Source organism: Salinivibrio sp. MA607 (assembly GCF_001996245.1).
GTDB classification, from domain to species: domain Bacteria; phylum Pseudomonadota; class Gammaproteobacteria; order Enterobacterales; family Vibrionaceae; genus Salinivibrio; species Salinivibrio costicola.
The window spans coordinates 1-22,404 of the sequence record NZ_MUFJ01000023.1; the positions used below are offsets into that span (position 1 = coordinate 1).

At 49.0% G+C, this 22,404-nt stretch carries 23 protein-coding genes; 6 read left to right on the forward strand and 17 right to left on the reverse strand.

What is annotated here, in order from left to right; genetic code table 11:
- Positions 1–77: 77 nt before the first annotated feature.
- Both BZG81_RS11250 and BZG81_RS11255 read left to right on the forward strand, forming a co-directional pair.
- Positions 78–389: a helix-turn-helix domain-containing protein gene (locus tag BZG81_RS11250; RefSeq protein WP_021024254.1), complete on the forward strand. Its 312-nt coding sequence runs from the start codon at positions 78–80 to the stop codon at positions 387–389.
- Positions 382–1,134 (forward strand): HipA N-terminal domain-containing protein, encoded by a 753-nt coding sequence (locus BZG81_RS11255; protein WP_077677408.1) that lies wholly within the window; start codon positions 382–384, stop codon positions 1,132–1,134. The genes BZG81_RS11250 and BZG81_RS11255 overlap by 8 nt, the downstream gene beginning before the upstream one ends.
- Positions 1,135–1,258: 124 nt before the next feature.
- On the opposite strand, the gene BZG81_RS11260 is transcribed toward BZG81_RS11255, so the two are convergent.
- From BZG81_RS11260 to folM, 9 genes are all read right to left on the reverse strand, one after another.
- Positions 1,259–2,140 carry a metal ABC transporter permease gene (locus BZG81_RS11260; protein WP_077461388.1) on the reverse strand — a complete coding sequence of 294 codons (882 nt, stop codon included), beginning with the start codon at positions 2,138–2,140 and terminating at the stop codon, positions 1,259–1,261.
- Positions 2,137–2,982, reverse strand: coding sequence for a metal ABC transporter permease (locus BZG81_RS11265; RefSeq protein WP_021024256.1), 846 nt, complete (start codon positions 2,980–2,982; stop codon positions 2,137–2,139). The genes BZG81_RS11260 and BZG81_RS11265 overlap by 4 nt, the downstream gene beginning before the upstream one ends.
- Entirely contained in the window at positions 2,979–3,860 is an 882-nt protein-coding gene (locus BZG81_RS11270) for an ATP-binding cassette domain-containing protein (RefSeq protein WP_077669854.1), read from the reverse strand. The genes BZG81_RS11265 and BZG81_RS11270 overlap by 4 nt, the downstream gene beginning before the upstream one ends.
- The gene (locus BZG81_RS11275; RefSeq protein WP_077669855.1) at positions 3,847–4,749 is read right to left on the reverse strand and encodes a metal ABC transporter substrate-binding protein; all 903 of its coding nucleotides are present in this window, start codon (positions 4,747–4,749) and stop codon (positions 3,847–3,849) included. The genes BZG81_RS11270 and BZG81_RS11275 overlap by 14 nt, the downstream gene beginning before the upstream one ends.
- 154 nt (positions 4,750–4,903) lie before the next feature.
- A complete protein-coding gene (locus BZG81_RS11280) occupies positions 4,904–5,587 on the reverse strand; it encodes an HAD family hydrolase (RefSeq protein ID WP_077461384.1) in 684 nt (227 codons plus the stop codon).
- 131 nt (positions 5,588–5,718) lie between these two features.
- Positions 5,719–6,288 (reverse strand): YceI family protein, encoded by a 570-nt coding sequence (locus BZG81_RS11285; RefSeq protein ID WP_077576931.1) that lies wholly within the window; start codon positions 6,286–6,288, stop codon positions 5,719–5,721.
- Positions 6,285–6,824 (reverse strand): cytochrome b, encoded by a 540-nt coding sequence (locus tag BZG81_RS11290; protein WP_077461382.1) that lies wholly within the window; start codon positions 6,822–6,824, stop codon positions 6,285–6,287. Before BZG81_RS11290 ends, BZG81_RS11285 begins: the two co-directional genes overlap by 4 nt.
- A gap of 112 nt (positions 6,825–6,936) precedes the next feature.
- Positions 6,937–7,302 carry a dihydroneopterin triphosphate 2'-epimerase gene (gene folX / locus BZG81_RS11295; RefSeq protein WP_077486620.1) on the reverse strand — a complete coding sequence of 122 codons (366 nt, stop codon included), beginning with the start codon at positions 7,300–7,302 and terminating at the stop codon, positions 6,937–6,939.
- A 22-nt stretch (positions 7,303–7,324) separates the two neighbouring features.
- A complete protein-coding gene (gene folM / locus BZG81_RS11300) occupies positions 7,325–8,023 on the reverse strand; it encodes a dihydromonapterin reductase (protein WP_108743487.1) in 699 nt (232 codons plus the stop codon).
- A 196-nt stretch (positions 8,024–8,219) separates the two neighbouring features.
- Here folM and BZG81_RS11305 point away from each other — a divergent pair, with 196 nt between their 5' ends.
- The gene (locus BZG81_RS11305; RefSeq protein WP_077677410.1) at positions 8,220–8,816 is read left to right on the forward strand and encodes a DNA-3-methyladenine glycosylase I; all 597 of its coding nucleotides are present in this window, start codon (positions 8,220–8,222) and stop codon (positions 8,814–8,816) included.
- Here BZG81_RS11305 and BZG81_RS11310 read toward each other — a convergent pair.
- The 3 genes from BZG81_RS11310 to BZG81_RS11320 form a co-directional block, all read right to left on the reverse strand.
- Positions 8,807–9,289, reverse strand: a complete 483-nt coding sequence (locus BZG81_RS11310) for a C40 family peptidase (protein ID WP_077677411.1) — start codon at positions 9,287–9,289, stop codon at positions 8,807–8,809. The genes BZG81_RS11305 and BZG81_RS11310 overlap by 10 nt on opposite strands.
- Positions 9,286–10,515, reverse strand: coding sequence for a GGDEF domain-containing protein (locus BZG81_RS11315; RefSeq protein ID WP_077677412.1), 1,230 nt, complete (start codon positions 10,513–10,515; stop codon positions 9,286–9,288). Before BZG81_RS11315 ends, BZG81_RS11310 begins: the two co-directional genes overlap by 4 nt.
- A gap of 184 nt (positions 10,516–10,699) precedes the next feature.
- Complete coding sequence (locus BZG81_RS11320; protein ID WP_077677413.1) at positions 10,700–12,679, reverse strand: exoribonuclease II; 1,980 nt, start codon at positions 12,677–12,679, stop codon at positions 10,700–10,702.
- A 360-nt stretch (positions 12,680–13,039) separates the two neighbouring features.
- On the opposite strand from BZG81_RS11320, the gene BZG81_RS11325 reads away from it, so the two are divergent.
- Both BZG81_RS11325 and BZG81_RS11330 read left to right on the forward strand, forming a co-directional pair.
- Positions 13,040–14,851 (forward strand): DEAD/DEAH box helicase, encoded by a 1,812-nt coding sequence (locus BZG81_RS11325; protein ID WP_077461373.1) that lies wholly within the window; start codon positions 13,040–13,042, stop codon positions 14,849–14,851.
- 231 nt (positions 14,852–15,082) lie between these two features.
- Positions 15,083–16,543: a TrkH family potassium uptake protein gene (locus tag BZG81_RS11330; protein ID WP_077677414.1), complete on the forward strand. Its 1,461-nt coding sequence runs from the start codon at positions 15,083–15,085 to the stop codon at positions 16,541–16,543.
- 9 nt (positions 16,544–16,552) lie between these two features.
- On the opposite strand, the gene BZG81_RS11335 is transcribed toward BZG81_RS11330, so the two are convergent.
- The 3 genes from BZG81_RS11335 to BZG81_RS11345 all read right to left on the reverse strand — a co-directional run bounded on the left by BZG81_RS11335 (position 16,553) and on the right by BZG81_RS11345 (position 20,937).
- Entirely contained in the window at positions 16,553–18,220 is a 1,668-nt protein-coding gene (locus BZG81_RS11335) for a pyridoxal phosphate-dependent decarboxylase family protein (RefSeq protein ID WP_077677415.1), read from the reverse strand.
- A gap of 96 nt (positions 18,221–18,316) precedes the next feature.
- Positions 18,317–20,227 carry a methyl-accepting chemotaxis protein gene (locus BZG81_RS11340; RefSeq protein WP_077677416.1) on the reverse strand — a complete coding sequence of 637 codons (1,911 nt, stop codon included), beginning with the start codon at positions 20,225–20,227 and terminating at the stop codon, positions 18,317–18,319.
- Positions 20,228–20,694: 467 nt separating this feature from the next.
- Positions 20,695–20,937 (reverse strand): DUF3283 family protein, encoded by a 243-nt coding sequence (locus BZG81_RS11345; protein WP_021022993.1) that lies wholly within the window; start codon positions 20,935–20,937, stop codon positions 20,695–20,697.
- A 151-nt stretch (positions 20,938–21,088) separates the two neighbouring features.
- On the opposite strand from BZG81_RS11345, the gene BZG81_RS11350 reads away from it, so the two are divergent.
- Positions 21,089–21,466, forward strand: coding sequence for a hypothetical protein (locus tag BZG81_RS11350; protein ID WP_021022994.1), 378 nt, complete (start codon positions 21,089–21,091; stop codon positions 21,464–21,466).
- Here the strand turns inward: BZG81_RS11350 and BZG81_RS11355 are convergent.
- Together BZG81_RS11355 and BZG81_RS11360 are read right to left on the reverse strand one after the other, a co-directional pair.
- Positions 21,434–21,640, reverse strand: a complete 207-nt coding sequence (locus BZG81_RS11355) for a DUF1289 domain-containing protein (RefSeq protein ID WP_021023966.1) — start codon at positions 21,638–21,640, stop codon at positions 21,434–21,436. The genes BZG81_RS11350 and BZG81_RS11355 overlap by 33 nt on opposite strands.
- Before the next feature lie 95 nt (positions 21,641–21,735).
- Positions 21,736–22,404, reverse strand: a complete 669-nt coding sequence (locus BZG81_RS11360) for a glutathione S-transferase family protein (protein ID WP_021022995.1) — start codon at positions 22,402–22,404, stop codon at positions 21,736–21,738.

Consider the following 22,404-nt stretch of genomic DNA (forward strand, 5'->3'; position numbering starts at 1 on the left):
GTATTTATGTTCTTTTAGTTGATGTGATATAGTTTAATATATAATTTTTCTTCAGCGATGCATTAAGGTGTCTCGAAATGAGCTATGTAACAGAGCAGATACTAAAAAGCCTTCGAGACGCTCGGGTACGTAAAGGTTTTAGCCAGAGAGAGTTAAGTGCTCGTTCGGGTGTGCCTCAAAGCCATATTTCGAAAATCGAGTCTGGCGGTGTTGATTTAAGAGTATCCAGTTTGATTGCACTTGCCCGTGCACTCGACCTAGAGTTATTTGTTGCACCAAAAAAATCTGTACCTGCCATTAAGTCGATCATTCGAAGTAGCCAAGGGATCAGCGATGAAGGTGAGGCAATGTCGCCCGCTTATCAGTTAGAGGAAGACGACGATGACTAATCATGTCTCTACGCTCAACGTGTTGCTCTACGGTGAGCCCATCGCAACGATCACCAACGTGGGCAATGATAGAACACTTTTTGCCTTTATGGATTCGTACATTCATGACGAATCGCGGCCTGTATTAGGGCTTGGTTTTAAAGATTCACTGGGTGGCTTGCTGACTAACTTTAAACCGACCCAAACCAAGTTAACTCCGTTTTTCTCTAATCTTTTGCCAGAAGAAACCATGCGAAATTACCTGGCAGAGCGTGCCGGTGTGAACCCTACGCGGGAGTTTTTTCTATTGTGGGTACTGGGACAGGATTTAGCAGGCGCGATCACGGTTGAGCCAGCGGATGGTGAAGCCTTACCGCCTAATGTGCATCAAGACATTGAAGATGAAACGAAAACAGATGGGCCAATGCGTTTTTCATTGGCGGGAGTGCAATTGAAGTTTTCAGCTGTGCAGCAGGCAAATGGCGGTTTGACGATCTATGACTTTGTCTCGACCATTCCTTATATCCCCGATGATAGTGCGTCGCTTAAGGTTAGCCGTAGCGAGAAATTCAGTGATTTTACGCTGGATGAGCTATCACACTTAGCTGCTAAAGCCATGTTGCCAGAAAAATTGGTGTTAGATACCGCAAAGCAAACTGTAGCAGGCTTCCATGAAGTATGGGCGAAAGAAAAAGCGCATTTACCACTTACTAAGTCGATGATTAAGGCCATCGAAGAGCACTTACGAAGCATACCACTAGGCTGAAATTTGACGTGCGTGAAGGCAAGATGACGGCTATGGGCGATAAAACCTATTCGACGAGCAATGTGCGCGAGCTCTATCTCGCGCACTGCTCTGGTTGGGATGCGGCTGTGCCCGTCGATGCCGATCAGTGCGATTGCGCTGAATGGGTGGTGGCAGAGCGCGTTGCTTTTGTGGTTTGGCGCGTCGGTTGCGGGCGCTTTTGGTTGCGGTGGATTTGATATTGTTGCCATGCAAAGGTCACCACAAAACAGCCTGTGAGTAGCAATACAATGGTCGGGCCTGGTGCACTGTCGAGGTAAAACGACAGAGTGACGCCGCCCACGGCGGTGACTAAAGCAATTGCACAGGCAATCCATAACATGCGGCTAAACTGCTTGCTGAGCATAAAGGCGGTGACGCCCGGTGCAATCAACATCGCCACCACTAAGATAATCCCCACTGCATGTAAGCCCGCCACAATGGTGGCAATCATTACCGAGAGTAAGAGCCAGTGAAGCTTTTGCACTGGTAGCCCGAGCACGCTGGCTTGTGCGGGGTCGAACGAGAGCAGCATTAAATCTCGCCCTTTAAGCAGCACCAGCGCAAGCACGACTAAGCCAGTGATGGCGGCGGTGAGCAGCTGTTGGTGGTTAATCCCCAACAGGTTGCCAAATAGAATATGATCAAGGTGCAAATCAGACGGGAATTGGCCTTGCAAAATCAGCCCCAGCGCGAAAAAGCCAGAAAACACAATCCCCAGTAAGGTGTCTTCTTTCACACGGCTATTTTGTTTGAGCCAATGCACACTGGTGGCGCATGCGGAGCCCGCGGCAAAAGCGCCAACAATCAGCGGCAGGCCAAACAAGTTTGCCAACACCAATCCCGGCAGCACCGCGTGAGCCACGGCATCGCCAATTAACGACCAGCCTTTTAATACTAAATAGCAAGAAAGCAGCGCACAAGGCAGCGCCACCAAGACGGCCATTAGCAGCGCATCTTGCATAAAAGTCAGTTGATACGGATTCATTGCAGTGCCTCCTGACGTTTGGCGCGCCGCGCGAGGATCCCGTGTTTTGGGCCGAACACAAAGGCAGCTAAGAAGAGTCCCACTTGGGCCAGCACAATCAGTGCGCCGGCGTTAAGGTTAGCGAAATAGCTGATATACACCCCAAATAGCGAGGTGAGTATGCCGATGACACCGCTCAGTACCAACACGGGCCCGAAGCGATCGCTCAGTAAATAGGCGGTGGCGCCGGGGGCAATTACTAAGCAAATCACCAAAAAGGCACCGACACTTTTAAGTGCCGCCATGGTGCAAGCACTGAGCAGCGCAAAAAACAGCACCTTGAGCCCCACCACAGGTAAACCAATGCAGCGGGCGTGGCTTTCATCGAAAAAGGTCAGCATAAAATCACGCCATTTCACTGCCAGCACGGTGAGGCTCACCAAGGCAATGATCAGCATTTGCATCGCATCGAGCGGGGCAATGGCGAGCAAGTTGCCCAGCATAATTTGTTGAATATCGACCGCGACGGGCGAAATCGAGACCAAAAAGAGGCCGAAGGCGAAAAAGCTCGAGAAGATTAAACCGATGATCGCATCTTGTTTTATCTGGCTACGTTGGTGCAAAAACAGCATCACACTCGCGGCCATACCGCCGGCAACAAAGGCGCCGAGTGAAAAGGGCAAGCCCAGCATATAAGCGCCGGCAACGCCCGGTACAATCGCATGGGAGAGGGCATCACCCATCAGCGACCAACCTTTGAGCATCAAAAAAGCCGAGAGCAAGCCGCACACGCCGCCAATCAAGGTGGTGACCAGCAATGCTTTTTGCATGTATTGATAGGCGAGAGGATCGAGTAAGCTCATTCGCGCCGCTCCTGCGCGCTTTGTTCGCGCTTGCCATACACCACCAAGGGTCGTTCATCGTCGGAAATGACTGACAGCTCGCGCGGATCGGCGTCTTGGTGGAGTTTCTCACTGGGCATCACATACTGGCGCAGTTTGCCACCAAAAATGGCACTCAGGTTCTCGGTGGTAAACACATGTTCGGTATGCCCGCCTGCCACCACCGCGCGATTGACCAGCACGGTGCGATCGCAAAAGTCGGGCACGGTGCCAAGGTTATGGGTGGCAATTAAAATGGTTTTGCCTTCGTCTTTGAGCTCGAGCAACAAACGCATAATCGACTCTTCACTGGTGACATCTACGCCAGTAAAGGGCTCATCCAGTAAAATCAGCGGGCTGTGCTGAGCCAGCGCGCGGGCAAGAAAGACGCGCTTTTTCTGTCCGCCGGACAGTTCACCAATTTGACGCTGGCGAAAGGCTGTCATACCAACGCGGGCTAAGGCCTCATCCACCGCTTGATGATCCGCCGCTTTGGGGCGACGCATAAATGACATCTTGCCGTAGCGGCCCATCATCACCACGTCTTCCACTAACACCGGGAACGACCAATCGATTTCTTCGGATTGAGGCACATAAGCGACCAAGCCTGCTTTTTGCGCTTGCTTAATGGGAGTGCCGTTCACCGCAATGCTGCCACTGCCGGGATTCACAAACCCCATGATCGCTTTAAACAAGGTGGATTTGCCGCTGCCATTGGCACCCACCAAGGCAGTGATGGTTTGCGCTGGCAGCGAGAAGCTGGCGTGCTCAAGGGCACACAGGCCGTTTCGATAGACGACACGCACCTCGTTGACATCTAACACACTGGGCGTGCCATCGGTTAAATCATAGTGCGTCATGGCGCAACCCCGCTAACACGGTTTCTGTGGTCACTGTCAGTAAGGATAGATAATCAGGCACCGGTCCGTCAGCTTGACTGAGCGAATCGACATATAAAATGCCGCCATAGCGCGCGTCGGTTTCGGCGGCGACTTGTTTGGCGGGCGCATCAGACACGGTACTTTCGGAGAACACGGCACGCACTTGGTGTTCTCGTACGGTATCAATCAGCGCGCGAACTTGTTGTGGTGTGCCCTGACGCTCAGCGTTAATAGGCCATAAATAGGCTTCGTTGAGGTTCAAATCTCGCGCCAGATAGGAAAAAGCGCCTTCACTGCTTACTAGCCAACGCTGGGATTCGGGGACAGCGGATAGCGCGTCTTGCGCACGCGCGAACACAGCTTGAATTTTTGCCTTGTAGGCCTTGGCATTGGCTTGATAATGAGCTTGATTGGCAGGGTCGTATTTAATCAGGGCTTGCGCAATGTTATCAACGTATTGCATTGCATCAGAAGGAGACATCCACGCGTGCGGGTTGGGTTTGCCACGATACGGGCCCGAGGCAATCACAATTGGCGCCACTCCCTCAGATAAGATCACATTCGGTACCTTATCAATGTGCTGGAAAAAACGCTCGAACCAGCGCTCTAAGCCTAATCCGTTCCACATCACCACATCCGCATCTTGCGCGCGCAGAATATCTCCTGGAGTGGGTTGGTAATTGTGGATCTCCGCGCCGGGTTTAGTGAGAGAGACCACCTCGGCATGCTCGCCCGCTACGTTGGCAGCCATATCCGCGAGAATGGTAAAGCTGGTCACCACTTTTAACTTGTCCGCGTGTTTTAATTGGTCGGCGTGCGCCATCGGAGAGAGCAAGAGCGCCGCAATAATTAGCAGGTGTTTTCTCATAAGCGTTAATCTCGTTCATTATGCATGTGACTACGGCGCGATATCGCCAGCCGATCATACTTTAAAGATAACGGTTATGATAATCATTCTCAAGTGGGTGTTGGTAAAAAGGGCACACGAGGCGCCCTGTCGTCACGTTTCCTGTGATCTTTTACTAATCACGAATGGTGTCGTAGCGCGCCCATTCCATAATGGTCCAATCTTTCTTCTGCGCGTGCAGGCTTAAGTGCGGGTCGGGATTGACGGCAAAGGCGCTGTCGACTTGCTCAAGCAAGGGGACATCCCAGTGCGAGTCACTGTAACCATATGTGTGGCCGACAGTGTCATGACGGTCAGATAGCCATGCCTGCATGTAGTCGTGCTTGCCACGATAATCACGCACGCAATGCGATATGCTGCCCGTATATACGCCATTTAATGTTTCAAGCTCAATCGCAATCACGGTATCGAGTTTGAGCAGTTTGCCAATCGGACGCGCTAGGTGGGCGGCGGTGTTGGAAACTAACACACAGTGATCGCCGCGGTTGCGATGCCACTCGATACGCGCTAATGCTTGTGGTACCACCACGGGAGCGACGTGCTGATCGATAAAGTCGGTGGCCCAAGCAGCCACGGTTTGAATCGATTTTCCTTTGACCGGGATCAGCTGCACTTGCATATATTGCTCAAGGTTGATGCGGCCTTTTTTAAAATCCAAATACGCCCGCTTCTCTTGCTCGACCACGTTTTGCGGGGCGAGATTGCACTGGCAAAGGTATTCCAGCCACGCTTGTTTGGTGTCGGTAGCGACCAGGGTTTCGTCTAAGTCGAAGAATGCAATGTTAATAGGTAATGTCATAGCTAAACTAATTTTTCTGTATTATTGCCGCCATCGTAACTAGAGACTATGACGAAAAGGTTTCAGTGTTGATGCGACAAAAAAGCCTTGGCATGTGGCCAAGGCTTTTTTAGTTTACTGAGTCTAGCAAGTTACTGGCGAATGCCTTCTACGTGCAGCTCCATATCAACGTATGTGGCAGGGCCCATAGTGGGAATACCAAAGTCTTCTAGCTCCAGGCGGGTGTTACCCATAAAGCCAGCGCGGTAGTTGCCCCAAGGATCTTCACCGTGACCGACGAGTTCAGCGTCGATTTCAATTGGCTTAGTTTGGCCATGCAAAGTGAGATCGCCTGTAATGGTCATCGAGCCGTCGCCGTTGTCGGTTACGTTGGTGCTTTCAAAGGACGCTTGGCCATATTCGCCTACATCCAAGAAGTCACCGCTACGAATGTGCTTATCACGCTCAGCATGGTTAGAATCAATACTGGTTGTATCAATCGTCACCGACACACTTGATGCGCCAATGTTATCTGGGTCGAATTCAAATTGGCCGTCAAACGTATTAAAACGACCTTTGGTAAAGCTGTAACCTAGGTGTGGCACTTTGAAGTTGACCGAGGCATGTGCGCCTTTGGTGTCAATCATATAAGTGTCTGCCAGTGCAGGCCCAGATAAGAGTGTTGCGGCGCTCATTCCCATGGCTAACATGAGTTTTTTCATTTCGGGTTTCCTCCGATCATCTTCCGTAACGTATTGTCTTTATCTTTAAAATGGTGCTTAAGTGCCATAATGGCATGGCCTGCTGCTAACACAATCAAGGTGATGGCGACGTAGTAGTGTATATCGCCAGCAATGTCTGATTGATTGGGAAACAGCTCCCCTGCGCTCGGCACGGTAAACCAGGTGAATACTTCAATCCCGCGTCCGTCTGAGGTTGAGATCAAGTATCCAGAGACAAACAGTGTGGCAAGGAGCAGGTAAATAGTATGATGGCCTGCTGTTGCCGCTTTACGTTCCCAAGCCTTACCTTCAACGGTGGGCATAGTGTGTGTTGCTTTCCACACAAGTCGACCAACAGTCGTTATCGCCAGTAATATGCCTATCGATTTGTGCCAGTGTGGCGCAGTTTGATACCAACTACTGTAGTAGCTCAAGTCGACCATCCACAATCCGACAGCGAAAAGGCCAACGATAACGAGACTCGATAGCCAGTGTAGCGTACGCATAACGCGATCGTAGCTATTTTTCGGTGTCATTTGTTCCCGCTCCCAATTACTAATCCAACACAGTATATAAGGTGAACGGCAATATAGAAGCTGTTCACCTTGAACATGATGTTCGAATAATTCTAACGAACTCTGTGCGGTGTTACGACTCGTTAGCGGTCCAGCTTAGGCTTAATGAGACAGAGTCGGCAAATCTGAGTGCATGCGGCTTATCAATGGTCACTTGTGCGTAGCGCACCCAGTGATGATCACGTGTAATCTCTAAAACACCCGCAACCAGCTTTTCGAGTAAGAGAAAACGTCCGTTCTCAACATAGTCAATAATCGCTTTGGTTATATCTTTGTAATTGAGTGCATCATCAACGTTGTCTTCTTCACACGCCTTGTGGCCTGGATAATGAATCTCGACATTGATGACTACGTCTTGTTTTTTCTCCTGCTCGTCAGGATTAAACCCAATGTAAGTACGTAGGCGCAGGTTGGTTATTTTAATCACAGCGTCGTTCATAGTCGTTTCCTGGTCACGAAAGTTAGATAAGATGGCGGCCGCCATCAAGTTTGATGGATTGGCCAGTCATATGTTGACTCGCAAGGATAAATTCGCATGCATTCACCACTTCTTGCTCACCGGGGACCGATCTTAATAGTGACTTACGGCGTGCTTTTTCTCGATAGGCTTCATCATCGCCATCATTAAACATGATTAATGCTGGTGAAATACTGTTCACTTTGATTGATGGTGCCATTTTCTGTGCAAACGAGAGGGTAAGATTTTCGAGCGCAGCTTTGCTGGTGGCATAAGCGGTGTGTTTGGCACTGCCTTTTTGCGCGACATAATCGGTGAGATGGATAATATCACCCTGTTGCATCCAGCGGGGCGCGGCCATATTGATGAGATAAGGTGTTTTTGCATGGATTTGCATCATGTTATCAAACAGCGATGCAATATCTTGGCTGTGTTTCTCACTGTCCCAAGATGACGCATTGTGGATTAATGTATCGAAAGTGGGATTTAAAGCATCAATGTGGTCAATGAAGGAATAAACGCCCTCATCCGTTGAGAAGTCTGCGTGCAAACAACGCGCGCCCCGCGCCCTTAAATCGGCCACTTGAGGGCGATCGGTACGATAAGATAACGTTACCTGGTGACCCTGATTGAGAAAGTGGCAGGCGAGTGCGTAGCCAATGCGCTGTCCGGCGCCGGTAATCAATATATGCTTTGTTGTCACGCGTGTTCCTTTGCATTTATGTATGGATGGCATCAATAACAAGGATTAACGGTTCTATTACGTTTCATGCACTTATCGCGATCAAAGATAGCGTCATATTGCACATAACGATAGCATTTACCCAGTTAACTCGCTGATTTCGTGTCATAAGCAACAAAATTGACACCCGATGTCGTGTTTGAAGAAGGGAAAAAAGATGAAAATTTGCCAATGGGCGCAGCACAGTGAATCTGAACGTGTGTATCACGATACCGAGTGGGGCGTACCGACATTTGATGATCAAGCGATCTTTGAGTTCATTTGTTTAGAGGGCGCGCAAGCAGGATTAAATTGGCGTCTAATACTGGAAAAACGGCAGGCTTATCGTGACGCTTTCTCTCACTTCGATTTTTATCAGCTTGCCGCGGTGGCTGAACCAAATATTGCTGAGATCATGGCCAACCATGAGATTGTCCGTAATCGACTGAAGGTGGCCTCTGTGTTTACCAATGCCAAGGCTGCAGTAACGCTGGTGGAACAGTACGGATCATTGGCTAAGGCACTTTGGCAGTTCACTGACGGTGTACCGATTGTGAACCAGCATCAATCAGATGCCGATGTGGCTACTGCGACGGACGAGTCCCGTGCCATGAGTCGCTTTTTGAAAAAGCGTGGATTTAAGTTTGTGGGAGAAACCATTTGTTATTCGTTGATGCAAGCGCTGGGCATGGTCAATGATCATGTCGTCACGTGTCCGCGGTATCAACCCTGTTGCGAACTGGCCGATTCGGTAAAAGCGCACACTCAGAAGTAACGGCGGAATTGCCAGAATCGCGCTTGCCAGTAAGGATTATCAATTCGTGACACTGTCACACCCTTGGAAGCTGACGCATGCATAAATCGCTGCTCACCAAGGTAAACACCAACATGACGCAAGCCTGGGCGGATATGAAAGAACACCAGGTCGCCTTGTCGTGCGGATTGATAGTCAATGGCATAGCCGGTTTTTGCTTGGCCATGGGTGGTGCGCGGTAGTGGCGTGGCGAGCGCTTCTTGATAGACGCGTTGCGTATACGCTGAGCAATCGATGCCTTGGCGTGAGGTGCCTCCCCACCGATAAGGGGTGCCTTGCCACTGACGATAAAGTTGGGTAAGTACTTGGTCTAGCGCTTGATCGCTGACGTTGTCGGTTGACGACGGCAAAGGCGACACCGCAGGCGAATCATGCTGGGTTGCGCAGCCGGTAAACAATACACTGACAACGCTGATCAATAAAAGTGGTTTCACGCACTGCCCTTAATACAATTCCGCCCTGCCTCTTTGGCTTTGTATAACGCCTTATCCGCTAATTGTAAGACGTCTTCGGGCGTATCTGCCTGCGAGGCATCGGCATATCCGATACTCACAGTAATGTTAACGGGCTTTTTATCGCTCGCTCGCCCGCGTTTTTGTCGGCCTTGTTTGTCATCATGAGGGCGAGATTGATCGCGTAGCACTAACGGGTAGTGAGCAATATCTTCGCGTAATGCGTCGAGAAAAGGTAAACAGTGCTCAGTGGTTTTGCCTTTGAACAATAAGGTGAATTCTTCGCCGCCATAACGAAAAGCACTGGCGCCTCCCTCACAGCACGCCATTTGCTTAGCCACAAGCTTAAGTACATCGTCACCGATTTCGTGGCCATAGGTGTCGTTAAATTGCTTGAAGTGGTCAACATCGAGCATGGCTAAAGTGTAGCGGCGGCCAAGGTGTTTTAGTTCATCTTCGAGTGCGCGTCGTCCCGCAATTTCGGTGAGCCCGTCGACGAACGCTAATTGATGGCTGAATGATACTTGGTTGGCAACCAACAGCAGGCCTGCGAGTGAAAATACGAGTGACGATATGAACGGCACATTAAAAAACACCAAGGTAATCGTGCTGCATAATACGCTAATGAAAGCCGCATGATCTTCAATACTATTTTTGCGCAAAAGGCGAAGAGTACTGATACAAATTAAAATAGAGAGCAGCACAATCAGCAGCACGGGCATGGGGCTAACCGATGCCGCCCTGACTAAAATAGGATGCTGCTGAAAATAGGAAGATAACTCGCCGAATTGCTGCACCAGTAGCGCACACCACCCGATTTCCATACCTATAGCGAGAAAAAAGAACACCCCAAACCGAGAGGTGAGCTTTTGGTCGCGTACGATGATCATATAGAGCAAATTAATGGGCAGCGCGACTGCTAAAAGCAAGTACTCAAGATAAGTCGYCCCTTGCTCAAGCGGGGATTGAAGTCGCGTTAGGATAATCGTGTATCCCACTAATAAGATAATGACCATCATACCCACGCGTGCGCTTTTGAACAGATGGCTTAAAAGCAGCGCAGTGAGCAAAAGAAAATAGGGGGCAGCATAGATGAGGTTGTAATAGGGGGCGAGTGAGGTGACCAAAGGGTGATAACCTGCCGCGAGGAGTAGCAATAAAGCAATCGGGGTCCCCATTCGGACCGCAGATGAACGTAAAAGCCCCATGAAACCTCTTCAACGGGTTGAGGTAACACCATTAGCTATCACTTTTTAACGACTCGCTAGGCACGTAGGCTGTGATAATTGCAATGGTTTAATGATAAACGTTATTTAATGATTAGATTATCATTCTCCAGGAAAAAAGAAAGCCAAGCAATGGCTCGGCTTTCTATCAAGTCACCAACAGTAATTAGCTTTCAGTCGTGTCCGAGAGCGTGAATACCTGTGTTGGTTTGGCAACAATCGAACGGGTGGTCTCTTTAATATCAGCAATAACCACTTCTAGGCTATCGCCAAGCTTGAACTCAACGTTACCGTCGATAGTCACTGTACCTGTCTCTTTATCACAGACAATCCGGGTTTTGTTGTCCAAGATCAGTGAGCCAGGGATAAACGCCGGTGCACCATTTTCGAGTAGGCGGACACGCATACCCGCGCGGTTAATATCAAAGATCTCTGCGGTATACCGAGTCTGTGCTTCAACTTCTGGTTTGAGCAAACGGGTATAAAGCCAATCAGCCACGTCACGCTCGGCCATACGGTGATGTTTACGGTGGCCGGCAAGCTCTTCACCCACGGTATCGGCCGGGGCATTGGCTTCGGTTTCGCCGCGAATAATTGCTTTAAGCAAGCGGTGGTTGATCATATCACCGTATTTACGGATAGGTGATGTCCACGTGGCATAGACATCTAAGCCCATTGCGTAGTGTGGCGCTGGCTCATGACCAATCTCGCTGTATGCTTGGAAGCGGCGCAAGCGGTTATCAAGATAGGTGGTGTCTAGGCTGTTTAACCAGCGACGGAGTGCACTGAAGCCTTCGACGGTTGCTAGGCTTTCGCTGTCCGCCTCGCCGTCGTGCGCTTTTACCAGCTCGACCACATCGTCGAGCTTTTCACTGTTAAAGCCAGCATGGGTATTAAAAATACCGAACCCAAACGATTCGCTTAGCTTACGACCCGCGCAAATGTTAGCGCTGATCATCGACTCTTCCACAATGCGATTAGCAATACGACGCTGATCCGTGTGAATAGCAATCACATCGTTATCTTCACTGAGTTCAAAACGATAATCAGGGCGATCTGGGAAGGTCACTGCATGGGTTTCACGCCATTGAATGCGTGCTAACGCAAATTGGTGAAGCTGATGAATCTGGTCAGCGATCGCCGGTGTTTGCGGTTGCCACTGAGCTTGCTCGCCTTGCTCGATGTAATCCGACACCTTGTCGTAGGCTAGCTGGCCATGTGATTGGATCCATGCGGAGAAAAACTCTGCGTCATCGGCAATGGTGCCATCCGCGGCAATATTGAAGGTACAACAAAGTGCAGGGCGCTGTTCGTTTTCACGGAGGGAGCACAAATCATCACTGAGATCACGCGGTAGCATTGGGATATTGCGCCCAGGTAGATAAATGGTGAATCCGCGATTACGTGCAACCTGGTCGAGTTCATCATCCGCATCTATATAGGCGGTGGGATCGGCAATTGCCACTGTCATGCTAAAGCCACCTTGTGGGTTGGCTTCCACATAGAGAGCATCGTCCATATCTTTGGTCGATTCACCATCAATGGTCACGAAGGGAAGATCGGTGAGGTCACGACGCGTAAGCCCCTGCTCTAACATTGGCCATGCGTCTTTAGGCGCAGGCTCTTGGTTAGGCAGGTTGTGCTTGGCTAAGGTGACCCACCAAGGGGCAATTTTGTCTTCTGCGTCGGTGATCTTTTCACTGATTTCGCACAAAAAGTGGTCATCTCCTTTAAGAGGATGACGCGTCAGCGATGCAACGACCCAATCACCTTCTTTTAAGCCGTCTTGTGACAGGCCGCGCTTTGTTTTCGCGCGTAAGGCGTCTTTCATTTGTGGATTATCAGGCACGACATTCAGACGGTTACGAACCCACTGCACGCGACCGATAAAGCGATCCAAACTTGGTTCAACCAGTGTTTCTGGCTCTGCCACTTCCCGATCTTTTTCAGTACGAACAATGGCTTCTACGCGGTCGCCATGTAGTACCTTTTTCATATACGGTGGTGGGATAAAAAAGCTGGTTTTGTCGTCAACTTCGAGAAAGCCGAAGCCTTTCTCGGTGGCTTTTACCTGTCCTTCTTTTTTGGGCAGGGTTTCTTGGATCTGTTGCTTTAACTGCGCGAGCAGGGGATTGTCTTGAAACATAACTTGGGTCTCGATTAACGGATCGCCACACTATACGTATTCACTGTTTCAAAACCAACCCGTGGTAATAAAATCCTGTGAACCACACCAGGCTCCTCGTGCTCTGTTTTTTTTGTGTTTTTTTTGTCCACTATTTGTTGGCTTCATCGACAAGCTGCGAGATATATGTCCATGAGGTCTGTTTTTTGTGAACTTGTTCAACTTTTTCTGGCTTTTTCGGTGTAAATAGTGCAGAATATTCACCCTTAATGACTGAGGCCCGWAGCGCTGGTGACTAACACTGTATAAAAGACAGTGTTTCATGGTTGAGCAGAACGCTGAAGGGGCCCCGTTTCGCTACACTCATAGATTGGGATCCCAATGCAAGAATCTGTAACCAAATTTCGCCAGTTAGATCTGGCCGACACCCTTTTGTCTGCGCTTGACTCAATGGGCTTTGAAACACCAACACCTATCCAAGCCGCCTCCATTCCTGCACTCCTCGAAGGTCGTGACGCACTCGGTAAAGCGCAAACCGGTACCGGTAAAACCGCTGCTTTTTCACTACCGCTGTTGAATAAAGTTGACCTAAACCAACACAAACCGCAAGCGATTGTGATGGCACCAACGCGTGAGTTGGCGATTCAGGTTGCTGCAGAGATGAAAACGCTGGCACAAAACATCAAAGGCCTCAAAATTCTTGAGATCTATGGTGGTGCGTCGATTGTTGATCAAATGAAAGCGCTAAAAAGCGGCGCGCACATCGTGGTGGGAACACCGGGTCGTGTAAAAGATTTGATTAACCGTGACCGTCTTAAGCTTGACGAAGTTCATACCTTTATTCTTGATGAAGCCGACGAAATGCTCAAAATGGGCTTTGTCGACGACGTCACTTGGATCATGGAGCAGGCACCAGAAAGCGCACAGCGTGTTCTTTTCTCTGCGACCATGCCGCCAATCGTAAAACAAATTGTTGATCGCTTTTTGCGTGATCCCGCTCGTGTTGACGTGGCCGGTAGCAACCGCACTGTTGAAAAAGTAGAGCAACAATTCTGGGTGGTTAAAGGTGTCGAAAAAGACGAAGCGATGAGCCGTCTACTCGAAACCCAAGACACGGATGCATCGATCGTCTTTGTGCGTACTCGCCAAGACACTGAGCGCCTGGCCGACTGGCTATCAGCTCGCGGCTTTAAAGCGGCAGCTTTGCATGGTGATATTCCGCAATCATTGCGCGAACGCACGGTCGATCATTTGAAACGTGGTGTGATTGATATTTTAGTGGCAACCGACGTGGTTGCGCGTGGTCTCGATGTAGCCCGCATCACCCACGTATTTAACTATGATATCCCGTTTGATGCTGAATCGTATATTCACCGTATTGGTCGTACTGGCCGTGCCGGTCGTGCGGGTAAAGCAATTTTGTTGGTCCGCACCAACCAAATGCGGATGCTGCGTACCGTCGAGCGTGTTACTCAGACTAAAATGGAAGAAATCCAACTGCCGAATCGCGATAAGGTCGCTGAGGCACGTGTCGCTCAACTGGCCAGTGAACTGGCTGAGAAGAAAGATGGCGATGCGATGGGTCCATTCGTTGAACTGATTGAGCAACTACAAAACGATATTGACGTTGATGCAACCACACTGGCTGCTATGTTACTCCAGCGCCAGCAAGGTAAACGTCCTTTGTTCTATAAAGGCCCAGACCCAATGATCGCGGCAATGGATCGTGAAAAGCAGCGTCGTGAACGTCGCCGTGATGAACGTCCAAGTGGTACTGATCGCCGTGATACCAACCCAGCTGACTGGGATACGTATCAGTTAGATGTTGGCCGAGAGCAAGGCGTACAAGTAAAAGACATCGTAGGTGCGATTGCTAACGAACTTGGCTTGAACAAGCAGAATATTGGTGCAATCAAACTCGCACCTGCTCATACGTTTGTGCAGCTGCCAAAAACCATGCCGAAAGAAGTCTTTGCGCAATTGCAAAAACTGCGTATTCGCCAAAAAGAGACCAACGCACAACGTGTTGAAGGTCAGATCATGCGTGAACGTCGTGGTGGTGACCGTAACGGCGGTGGCCGAGGCCGTAGTGACCGTGATAGCCGCGGTGGCCGTGGTGAACGTCGCTTTAACCGCGATCGTGGTAATGAGCGTCGCGCGCCTGCACGCGGTGAGCGTCGTCAAGCACAATAAATAGTTTAAAGCCGAGCAGTGATGCTCGGCTTTTTTGTTTGTGTCTGCGATGTAATGCCTTGTTCGCAGGGTATTAACGACGTGGATATAGGGCTTTTCATTGATATTGCTATGATGAAACAAGGCCGATAGAGTTAGACGGCGAGGTGGACTCGCCATGCCACTGTTGTTACGCGTGGTAGGTAATGGAGCCTACACACCACGGCGTGTTAATGATGAGTTGCCCCTGTCATGATTAACTTTCAAAATACACTGCGTCTTCTTGGCATGCCTGTTTTATGGATGGGCATCGTGCAATTTGTTTTCGGGCTTTTGTCGTTGTTTATTTTTCGCGACGGTGTCTCGACACTCTTTTTCTATCCCTCCTTACTCATGATGCTGGCATCATTAGTGATTTCTTGGTTATTTCGTAAAAGTAAGCTCAATCAGGTCACCTTTCGCGATGCCTTGTTGTTTTCAACGCTGACCTGGGTGTTGGTGGGGCTACTTGGCGGAATACCAATAAAGCTAGTGACAGGCGTTAACTTTGCCGATGCAACGTTTGAATCTATTAGCGCACTGAGCACCGCCGGAGCAACTATTCTCAGTGGTCTCGATGACATGCCAGCGGCATTTCTGCTGTATCGCCAATTTCTCCAGTGGATGGGAGGTTTAGGCGTTGTTATCTTTGTGGTTGCGGTGTTACCCATGCTCAACGTGGGGGGCATGCGGTTGCTTAAAGCAGAAACGCCAGGCCCGATCAAAGATGAAAAGCTATCGCCACGTATCGCTAAGACCGCGCACTATTTGTGGGGGGTTTATCTGGTGATTACCTTGGCCTGCGCACTGGCGTATTACCTTGCGGGAATGAGCGCATATGATGCGATTGCACATAGCTTTTCTACGGTATCAACGGGTGGATTTTCAACTCATGACGCGAGTATGTGGTATTTTCAAAGCCATACGCTGCTTATGATTGCGAATGTCTTTATGCTATTGGGCGCGATTAACTTTGCGCTACATTTTCGTATTTTTCGCATCGGTTGGCGTGGTTTGAAGCTCTACATCGACGACGAGGAATCACGTGTATTTCTCATTGTCGTGACGTGCATGTCGGCAATACTTGGCTTATATCTTTATAGTGAAGCACGCTACGACTCGCTGTGGGCCTCTCTTAGCTTTGCTGCATTTCACGTGGTGTCGTTTATTACCAGTACCGGCTTCGGTGCTGCTGACTTAAGTACTTGGCCGGCGGCCACGGCGTTGTTTTTGGTGTTTTGTGCCTATCTCGGTGGCTGTTCTGGCTCAACCGCGGGCGGGAATAAAATTATTCGTGACATCATTACGTTTAAAATTATCCGTCGCCAACTTCATCAATTGGTTCATCCGTCGGCAGTATTACCGATTCGGTATCAAGATAAAGTGGTGTCGAACGATGTGACCCAAGCGGTCATGGCGTTTATGTCGCTTGCCTCGCTGACGACCGGTGTCTTCACGCTATTAATGATGACAACCGGTCTCGATTTTTGGTCCTCTTTTACCGCTGTTGTGGCATGTATTAATGTCCTTGGCCCTGGGTTTGGCGAAGTGGGCAGCAACTTCCAGCCGGTCACAGACACCGGGATTTGGATACTCAATGTTGCCATGATCCTTGGGCGCTTGGAGTATTTCACCGTCCTTGCACTGTTTATGCCTCACTTTTGGCGTTGGTGAACCTGGCGTTTAAACAAGCTGTGTCGAGGATTCGGGTTGCAATGAAGCAACAAATTGCTCGATATGGTGATAGCGTGTATAGGGGTTTAAAAATACAGCTTTTTCTCCAGGAATAAACAAACATTGCCCGTGATGATCAAACTCTGTATGGGCAATGGATTCTACCCAATTTGTTTGTAGCTGTTTGCCTTTGCGGTTGAGGAAGTGTTGACGGTGAAACAAGCTATGTTGAGTGATGCTACCCATTTTATCACCAACGTGGTGAAGTGACTGCTCTTGTTGAAAAACGGCATCGACGTTTAGGGTTGCTGAAGGCTGATATAGACGAAAGGCGACTGTTGGCCCGAGATTATCTTTCGCAACAACTTTGCAGTGAGGAAGTGACGATAAGTGTGCTTTCAGGTATTCGGCATTTTGTAAGCCGTGTCCTACCATTGTTTGATAGCCGCGCTTGCCAAGCATATTCAATGCGCAATAACTCCCATAGACACCCGCGGCACCACGAGAACATTCTATGGTCGACTGCAAATGCGTTTGCGCTGTTTTGTTTGACTCGAAATAAGAGAAGTAGTGCGGATCTTGTTTTAGGTACTCCATATCGGCTTGGTGCTTAAACATCACCAAGCTTGCGGTATAGGGGACATATCCCCACTTTTGAAAGTCGATGGTCACAGAATCCGCAAAACGGAGTCCACGAATTTTTGGCGCTAATGCATGAAGCTTCTCTAATAGATTGTTGTTCAAACCAATAGGGTTGGTGTCGAACGCGTAGTCATTAAACATGATCAGTGGCCAGCCGACGGCGGCATCAACATGAATATGTGGTTTCACCGTGACATTAAAGCGTTGGCAAGCTTGCTCATTAATGCGACAGACACGCTCTACATCGTCAATCGCAAATGTATCTGTCGTACCAAAGGTGAGTAAGACAGTAGGGACGGGAATGCCCTCGGCAAAACACTGATTGAGGGTGCGAGAAAAGTCATCCAGATCGAGTCGATTATTGCTATCGACTTCGATTCGGAGCGCTTGTCTGGGGATATCGGTGCCCAATAGACCTAAGTTCGTCATATTGGAGTAGTGACCCGCAAGTGAGTTAATCATGCGGAAGTCTTGCCCTTGCAACCCGCGTTGCCCGGAATGGGGGAACTGTTTTCTTAACCCCATTAAATATCCATACAAATTACCAAAGGTACCACCTTGCGTGAATATACCGGTAGATTGATCAGGTTCGTAGCCAATGAGATTGGCCATTTGCCGGACTAACGTCTTTTCTAACTCGACCGATAAACCCGCATATTCACTGTAGACCAGGTTAGGATTGGCCATTGTGGCCAGTAATGCACCGTGTATAGCAGGATCGCACGGTGCGGTAATCACATTTTCGACCGATCGAGGTGACGTCCAGTCTTTCGAATGGGTTGCCGCTTGTAATGCAAGTTTGGGAAAGGTGGTGGCGCCTAAGTCACTTTGTGTGGGGATCTCGGTTTGTTGCTTCAGTAACACATCACTGCTTTCAAACGCAGGCTGCATGCCATTCGCAAGCCAGTGCGCTAATTCTGGTGTGTGATAAATAGGCCAACGCTTAGGATCACGATTAAAAAAATGTTGGTGGATTGTTTGATACTGATTTAAAAAAACGGGCGTTAACGCGTGGGATATCAGTGAATGGGACATAACAACAACCTTTAACGATGGTGATCAAGCAGCAGTAGTGCCGCCTGATCACGATGCTTAAAGCAATAGAGAGTGATGGCCTTTGGCCAGTGACACTTAGCGCAATTTAAAGTTATTAACCATCCGATCCAACTCTTCGTTAGAGTGGGTGAGTGACTTGGTGGCGGCAGAGGTTTGATTCCCGCTATCCACGAGTTTGCTCACCATATCGCGGATCGACAACATATTCTTACTGAGCTCTTCAGCAACTGAACTTTGCTGCTCGGTAGCCGTTGCAATCTGTGTACTCACATCGTCAATTTCAGTGACCGATGCGCTCATAATCGTCAAGCTATTTGAGACTTCCGAGGTTTTATCAGCCGTGGTTTGACATTGCTCTTTGGTTTTTTCCATCGCTTCAACCACGCTGGACGTGCCATCGAGTAATGCAGTGAGCATGTCAGAGATTTCGGTTGTGCTGCTTTGTGTACGCGCCGCTAACGCGCGGACTTCATCGGCGACAACCGCAAAACCACGGCCCTGTTCACCAGCACGTGCTGCCTCAATCGCCGCGTTTAACGCAAGGAGGTTGGTCTGTTCTGAAATATCGCCAATCACGGTTAAGACGTCACTGATTCGGTTTGCATCTGTATTCATGCTGGTAATACGGCCCGACATTTCTTCCACCTCATCAACCAGCGCACTGACCGTGACGACAGCGTTATCAACCACTTTTAGTGACTGATTGGCTTCTTTGCTGGCCGCTACAGTAATGTTGTTAGATTGAGACACGTTCTCAGCGATACTCCGTGCGCTCTCGCTCATTTGAGTGATTGCGGTGACCACTTGCTCGGTTTCTGCTGAGTGAGCATCTAATACAGCTTCATTTTCACTGGTCGTTTGTGATAACTGGCTGATATTGGCCGAAATCGCCTGGCTGGACTCTGCCACGCTTAACATCATATTTTGTAAGTTTTCGACGAACCGGTTGAAGCCATCACTGATCTGGGCTAGGTCATCATTACCGTTAACGTCGAGGCGTGTTGTTAGATCGCCCTCGCCGCGAGAGAGATCAAGGACCGCTTCTTTAAGCTTAAGGAGGGGTCGATAAGAGACCTGAATAATGCCATAAATGGCGCCCAGGCTGACGATCAAGAGTAATATCCCTGTGCCTACCGACTCGATTTGAGCATCGGTGACTTCAGCCAGTGCTGTCTTTTGATCGACAAAGACCATCAAGGTCCAGTATCTCCCCTCGGTCAAATTTACCCGTTGAAAGTAGCCATCAAATTGGATGCCGCCATAGGGAAACGTGAGGTGACCTTTTTCATTGCTGCGGAACATACTCTCCATTTCAGAGAAGTTTGCACTGACTTGCGACGGTGTTTTACCAATATCATTCGAATCATCACTGGCAAAAAAGACCGCGTTTTGATCGGTGAGTGTGGCTGCGCCGCCCGCAAAGCGCATTTGGCTTACCTGAGTGATCACATTTTGCAGCGGAATGTCCCCCAGTAAGGCACCAATAAACCGTCCATTCTCAAACACGGGTGCGACGGCACTGATCACTTTCTCACCTGTTACTTTGTCCGTGTAAATTTCAGACAAATGAATGTCTTGGCTGGATTTAACTGCACGGTACCAATCACGATCGCGAAAATCGTATTCATTGGTGGTAATCCCGTCGCTYGAGTGATTTGACATATACGAACGGCCACTCTCGTAAGTCATAATCACATTAGCAATACCTGCCGTATCGGCAAGCATCCGTACCTGGGCAACATTCTCTGATTCGGTCAAATTTCTGGCAAAGTGCCCGGCGCCTTTTTCAACCGCGTTGAGTTGGGATTGAACTAATTGCTCTAATTCAAGCACATGGTGATCGACCTTATTTTGCGTTTGTTTCACCAGGGCACTGACCATGTTGTCACGTAATGACATCGCATTCAGCGAACCGAGGACGATCAGAGAGAGGGTCACGAGCAAACCCACTCCCAAAATAATGCGAGATTTGAACCCTAAGGTCATAGCGATTACCCCTTACTGAGCGTGCAGTAAACTGTCTAAAAAGTAAGGGTGAATTCCTTGCAAGGTGGGAACTTATTGCCCGCTTTTTTATGCGGTTATGATAAGACCACCAAGGAGTCACCCAGCTAACACTTTCTTTTACAAGATTGTCATTTTCTTTTAAAAGACTGTCAGTACAAGTTGCTTCATAAACAAAGAAGATTTCTTGATAAGAATAACACTAGAGTGGGTTCTACGATTTTGCCAACTTAAAAAACAAAAAATGTATGACAATCTAGCGTCATTTTTATCTTGAGTGAGTCATGAAAATCAGACAGAAGAAGATGGTTTAAAACGGTACGTGTGGTAGAGAGGGAGGACAAACGTTATCGTATTTGCAGGCTGAGTGCGGTTCGGCACCAACTCACCGTGTTTGGTGCCTGAGTATGTAAAACGTTGATCACGGTAAGTGTGAGTGAAGGACGGTTTCAGCGCTCGGTCGTATCGGTCGCCGTTTCAGGGATAATAAAGGCCTCAGGTTGAGCGCGATACTTGTTAACAGATGATAAATAGACATCACGTTGCCAATCCACCAAAACATTGGCTTCTTGTTCGTAAAGGCTTTGTGGCGCTTGGTTATTCACCACTTTCCAGACGGCATACGCAGCTTGTTTATCAAGCTCTATTTTTTGTTTTTCGTCAGCTGGAAGGTTGGCTAAGTTGATATCCATTAGTGCGTTCTCATGGTAATCGGAATGAATCGATCCTAACCGAGCAGGGTGTGCTCGGCAAGATTTACCCGCGATTAACGAGGTACTGACATTATAATCTATGTGTCTGTTACGCTGGTCGCCATGTATTGTATACCGACTGGAAAACAGAATGACGTTTGACGAGCAAGACAGACAAGCTCTGCACCAAACTTGGATGTCTTACAAAGCCAAAGCACGGATCACACAAAGCGAAATGGCAAAAAAGTTGGAAGTGAGCCACCTAACGTTTTCTCGCAGTATCCATGGTGATGGTGTACTAGAGAGCCGGTTTGTATTCGCCTTTTGTCATGTCATGGGCGTTGAGCCAAACAAAATTTTGCCCAGCTTACGTAATCGTGAGCAAGTTAGCCAAGACGTATTAGTCACCAACAAAGTCGTTGTTGATGGTGATATTGAAGCGGTTTACTACGAGGGCCATACGGTGATTATCGAATACCGTAAGCCGCTGGCGCCATCAGATGATACGACGCTTGAACGGGTTTCTTGAGCGACGAGCAGGTTCTGGCCGTTGTGGATCAGGCCTTTGTGAGAGCTGAGCCATAATTGCCGCACGTTCGTCGTCAGTCATTTTGCCCCAGTTGATGATTTCATCGAGTGTGCGCTTACAGCCGACACAGACATCGTCTTCACGACGACAATGACCAATACACGGGGTTAACACAGACGCTCCTTAACCTATCACGGGAAGGTAACGGACAGTCCGGCTGGCTACCCGTTACCTTGTTATGGCTCTTTGTTTTGAGTATATCGCGTTGTTTAACGTGTCACCATGCCTCTGGCTTGCTGGGCACGCTCTTCATCACTGGCTTCGGCGGACGCTGGGGTGACTAACGCGGTTTGGCACGCCGGGCGTTCAGCCAGTTTATCGATCCAGGCTTTTAACGCGTCGAGTCCAGTGACATCAATACCACTCCATGCATGAATTCTTGCCCAAGGCCACGTGGCCATATCAGCGATCGTATAGCTATCACCGGCAAGGTAAGAGTGACGTTGCAACTGATGGTCAACAACCTCAAGCAGGCGGCGCCCCTCTTTTTGATAGCGTTCAATGGCTGCGGGGATGTTCTCTGGGAAATAACGATAGAAGACATTCGCTTGCCCCATCATGGGTCCAACGCCCCCCATTTGAAACATCAACCACTGTATCGCTTGTGAGCGCGCCTTAGGATCTTCAGGTAAAAACTGCCCTGTTTTTTCCGCGAGATAAAGCAAAATTGCCCCAGACTCAAAGACTGGAAAATCGCCATGACTTTTATCGACAATCGCAGGAATACGCCCATTGGGATTAATGGCGAGAAAGTCAGGTTGTTTTTGTTCGTTAGCCATTAAATCAATGGGATGGAGCTGATAGGCCAATCCCATTTCTTCCAGTGCAATTGCGACCTTTTGACCGTTCGGGGTCGCAGCAGAATAAAATTCAATCAT

Excerpts from the sequence above, each read along its gene's own strand:
- BZG81_RS11250 (WP_021024254.1), top strand. The coding sequence starts at position 78 with ATGAGCTATGTAACAGAGCAGATACTAAAAAGCCTTCGAGACGCTCGG.
- BZG81_RS11255 (WP_077677408.1), top strand. The coding sequence starts at position 382 with ATGACTAATCATGTCTCTACGCTCAACGTGTTGCTCTACGGTGAGCCC.
- BZG81_RS11260 (WP_077461388.1), bottom strand. The coding sequence starts at position 2,140 with ATGAATCCGTATCAACTGACTTTTATGCAAGATGCGCTGCTAATGGCC.
- BZG81_RS11265 (WP_021024256.1), bottom strand. The coding sequence starts at position 2,982 with ATGAGCTTACTCGATCCTCTCGCCTATCAATACATGCAAAAAGCATTG.
- BZG81_RS11270 (WP_077669854.1), bottom strand. The coding sequence starts at position 3,860 with ATGACGCACTATGATTTAACCGATGGCACGCCCAGTGTGTTAGATGTC.
- BZG81_RS11275 (WP_077669855.1), bottom strand. The coding sequence starts at position 4,749 with ATGAGAAAACACCTGCTAATTATTGCGGCGCTCTTGCTCTCTCCGATG.
- BZG81_RS11280 (WP_077461384.1), bottom strand. The coding sequence starts at position 5,587 with ATGACATTACCTATTAACATTGCATTCTTCGACTTAGACGAAACCCTG.
- BZG81_RS11285 (WP_077576931.1), bottom strand. The coding sequence starts at position 6,288 with ATGAAAAAACTCATGTTAGCCATGGGAATGAGCGCCGCAACACTCTTA.
- BZG81_RS11290 (WP_077461382.1), bottom strand. The coding sequence starts at position 6,824 with ATGACACCGAAAAATAGCTACGATCGCGTTATGCGTACGCTACACTGG.
- folX (WP_077486620.1), bottom strand. The coding sequence starts at position 7,302 with ATGAACGACGCTGTGATTAAAATAACCAACCTGCGCCTACGTACTTAC.
- BZG81_RS11305 (WP_077677410.1), top strand. The coding sequence starts at position 8,220 with ATGAAAATTTGCCAATGGGCGCAGCACAGTGAATCTGAACGTGTGTAT.
- BZG81_RS11320 (WP_077677413.1), bottom strand. The coding sequence starts at position 12,679 with ATGTTTCAAGACAATCCCCTGCTCGCGCAGTTAAAGCAACAGATCCAA.
- BZG81_RS11325 (WP_077461373.1), top strand. The coding sequence starts at position 13,040 with ATGCAAGAATCTGTAACCAAATTTCGCCAGTTAGATCTGGCCGACACC.
- BZG81_RS11330 (WP_077677414.1), top strand. The coding sequence starts at position 15,083 with ATGATTAACTTTCAAAATACACTGCGTCTTCTTGGCATGCCTGTTTTA.
- BZG81_RS11335 (WP_077677415.1), bottom strand. The coding sequence starts at position 18,220 with ATGTCCCATTCACTGATATCCCACGCGTTAACGCCCGTTTTTTTAAAT.
- BZG81_RS11345 (WP_021022993.1), bottom strand. The coding sequence starts at position 20,937 with ATGGATATCAACTTAGCCAACCTTCCAGCTGACGAAAAACAAAAAATA.
- BZG81_RS11350 (WP_021022994.1), top strand. The coding sequence starts at position 21,089 with ATGACGTTTGACGAGCAAGACAGACAAGCTCTGCACCAAACTTGGATG.
- BZG81_RS11360 (WP_021022995.1), bottom strand. The coding sequence starts at position 22,404 with ATGATTGAATTTTATTCTGCTGCGACCCCGAACGGTCAAAAGGTCGCA.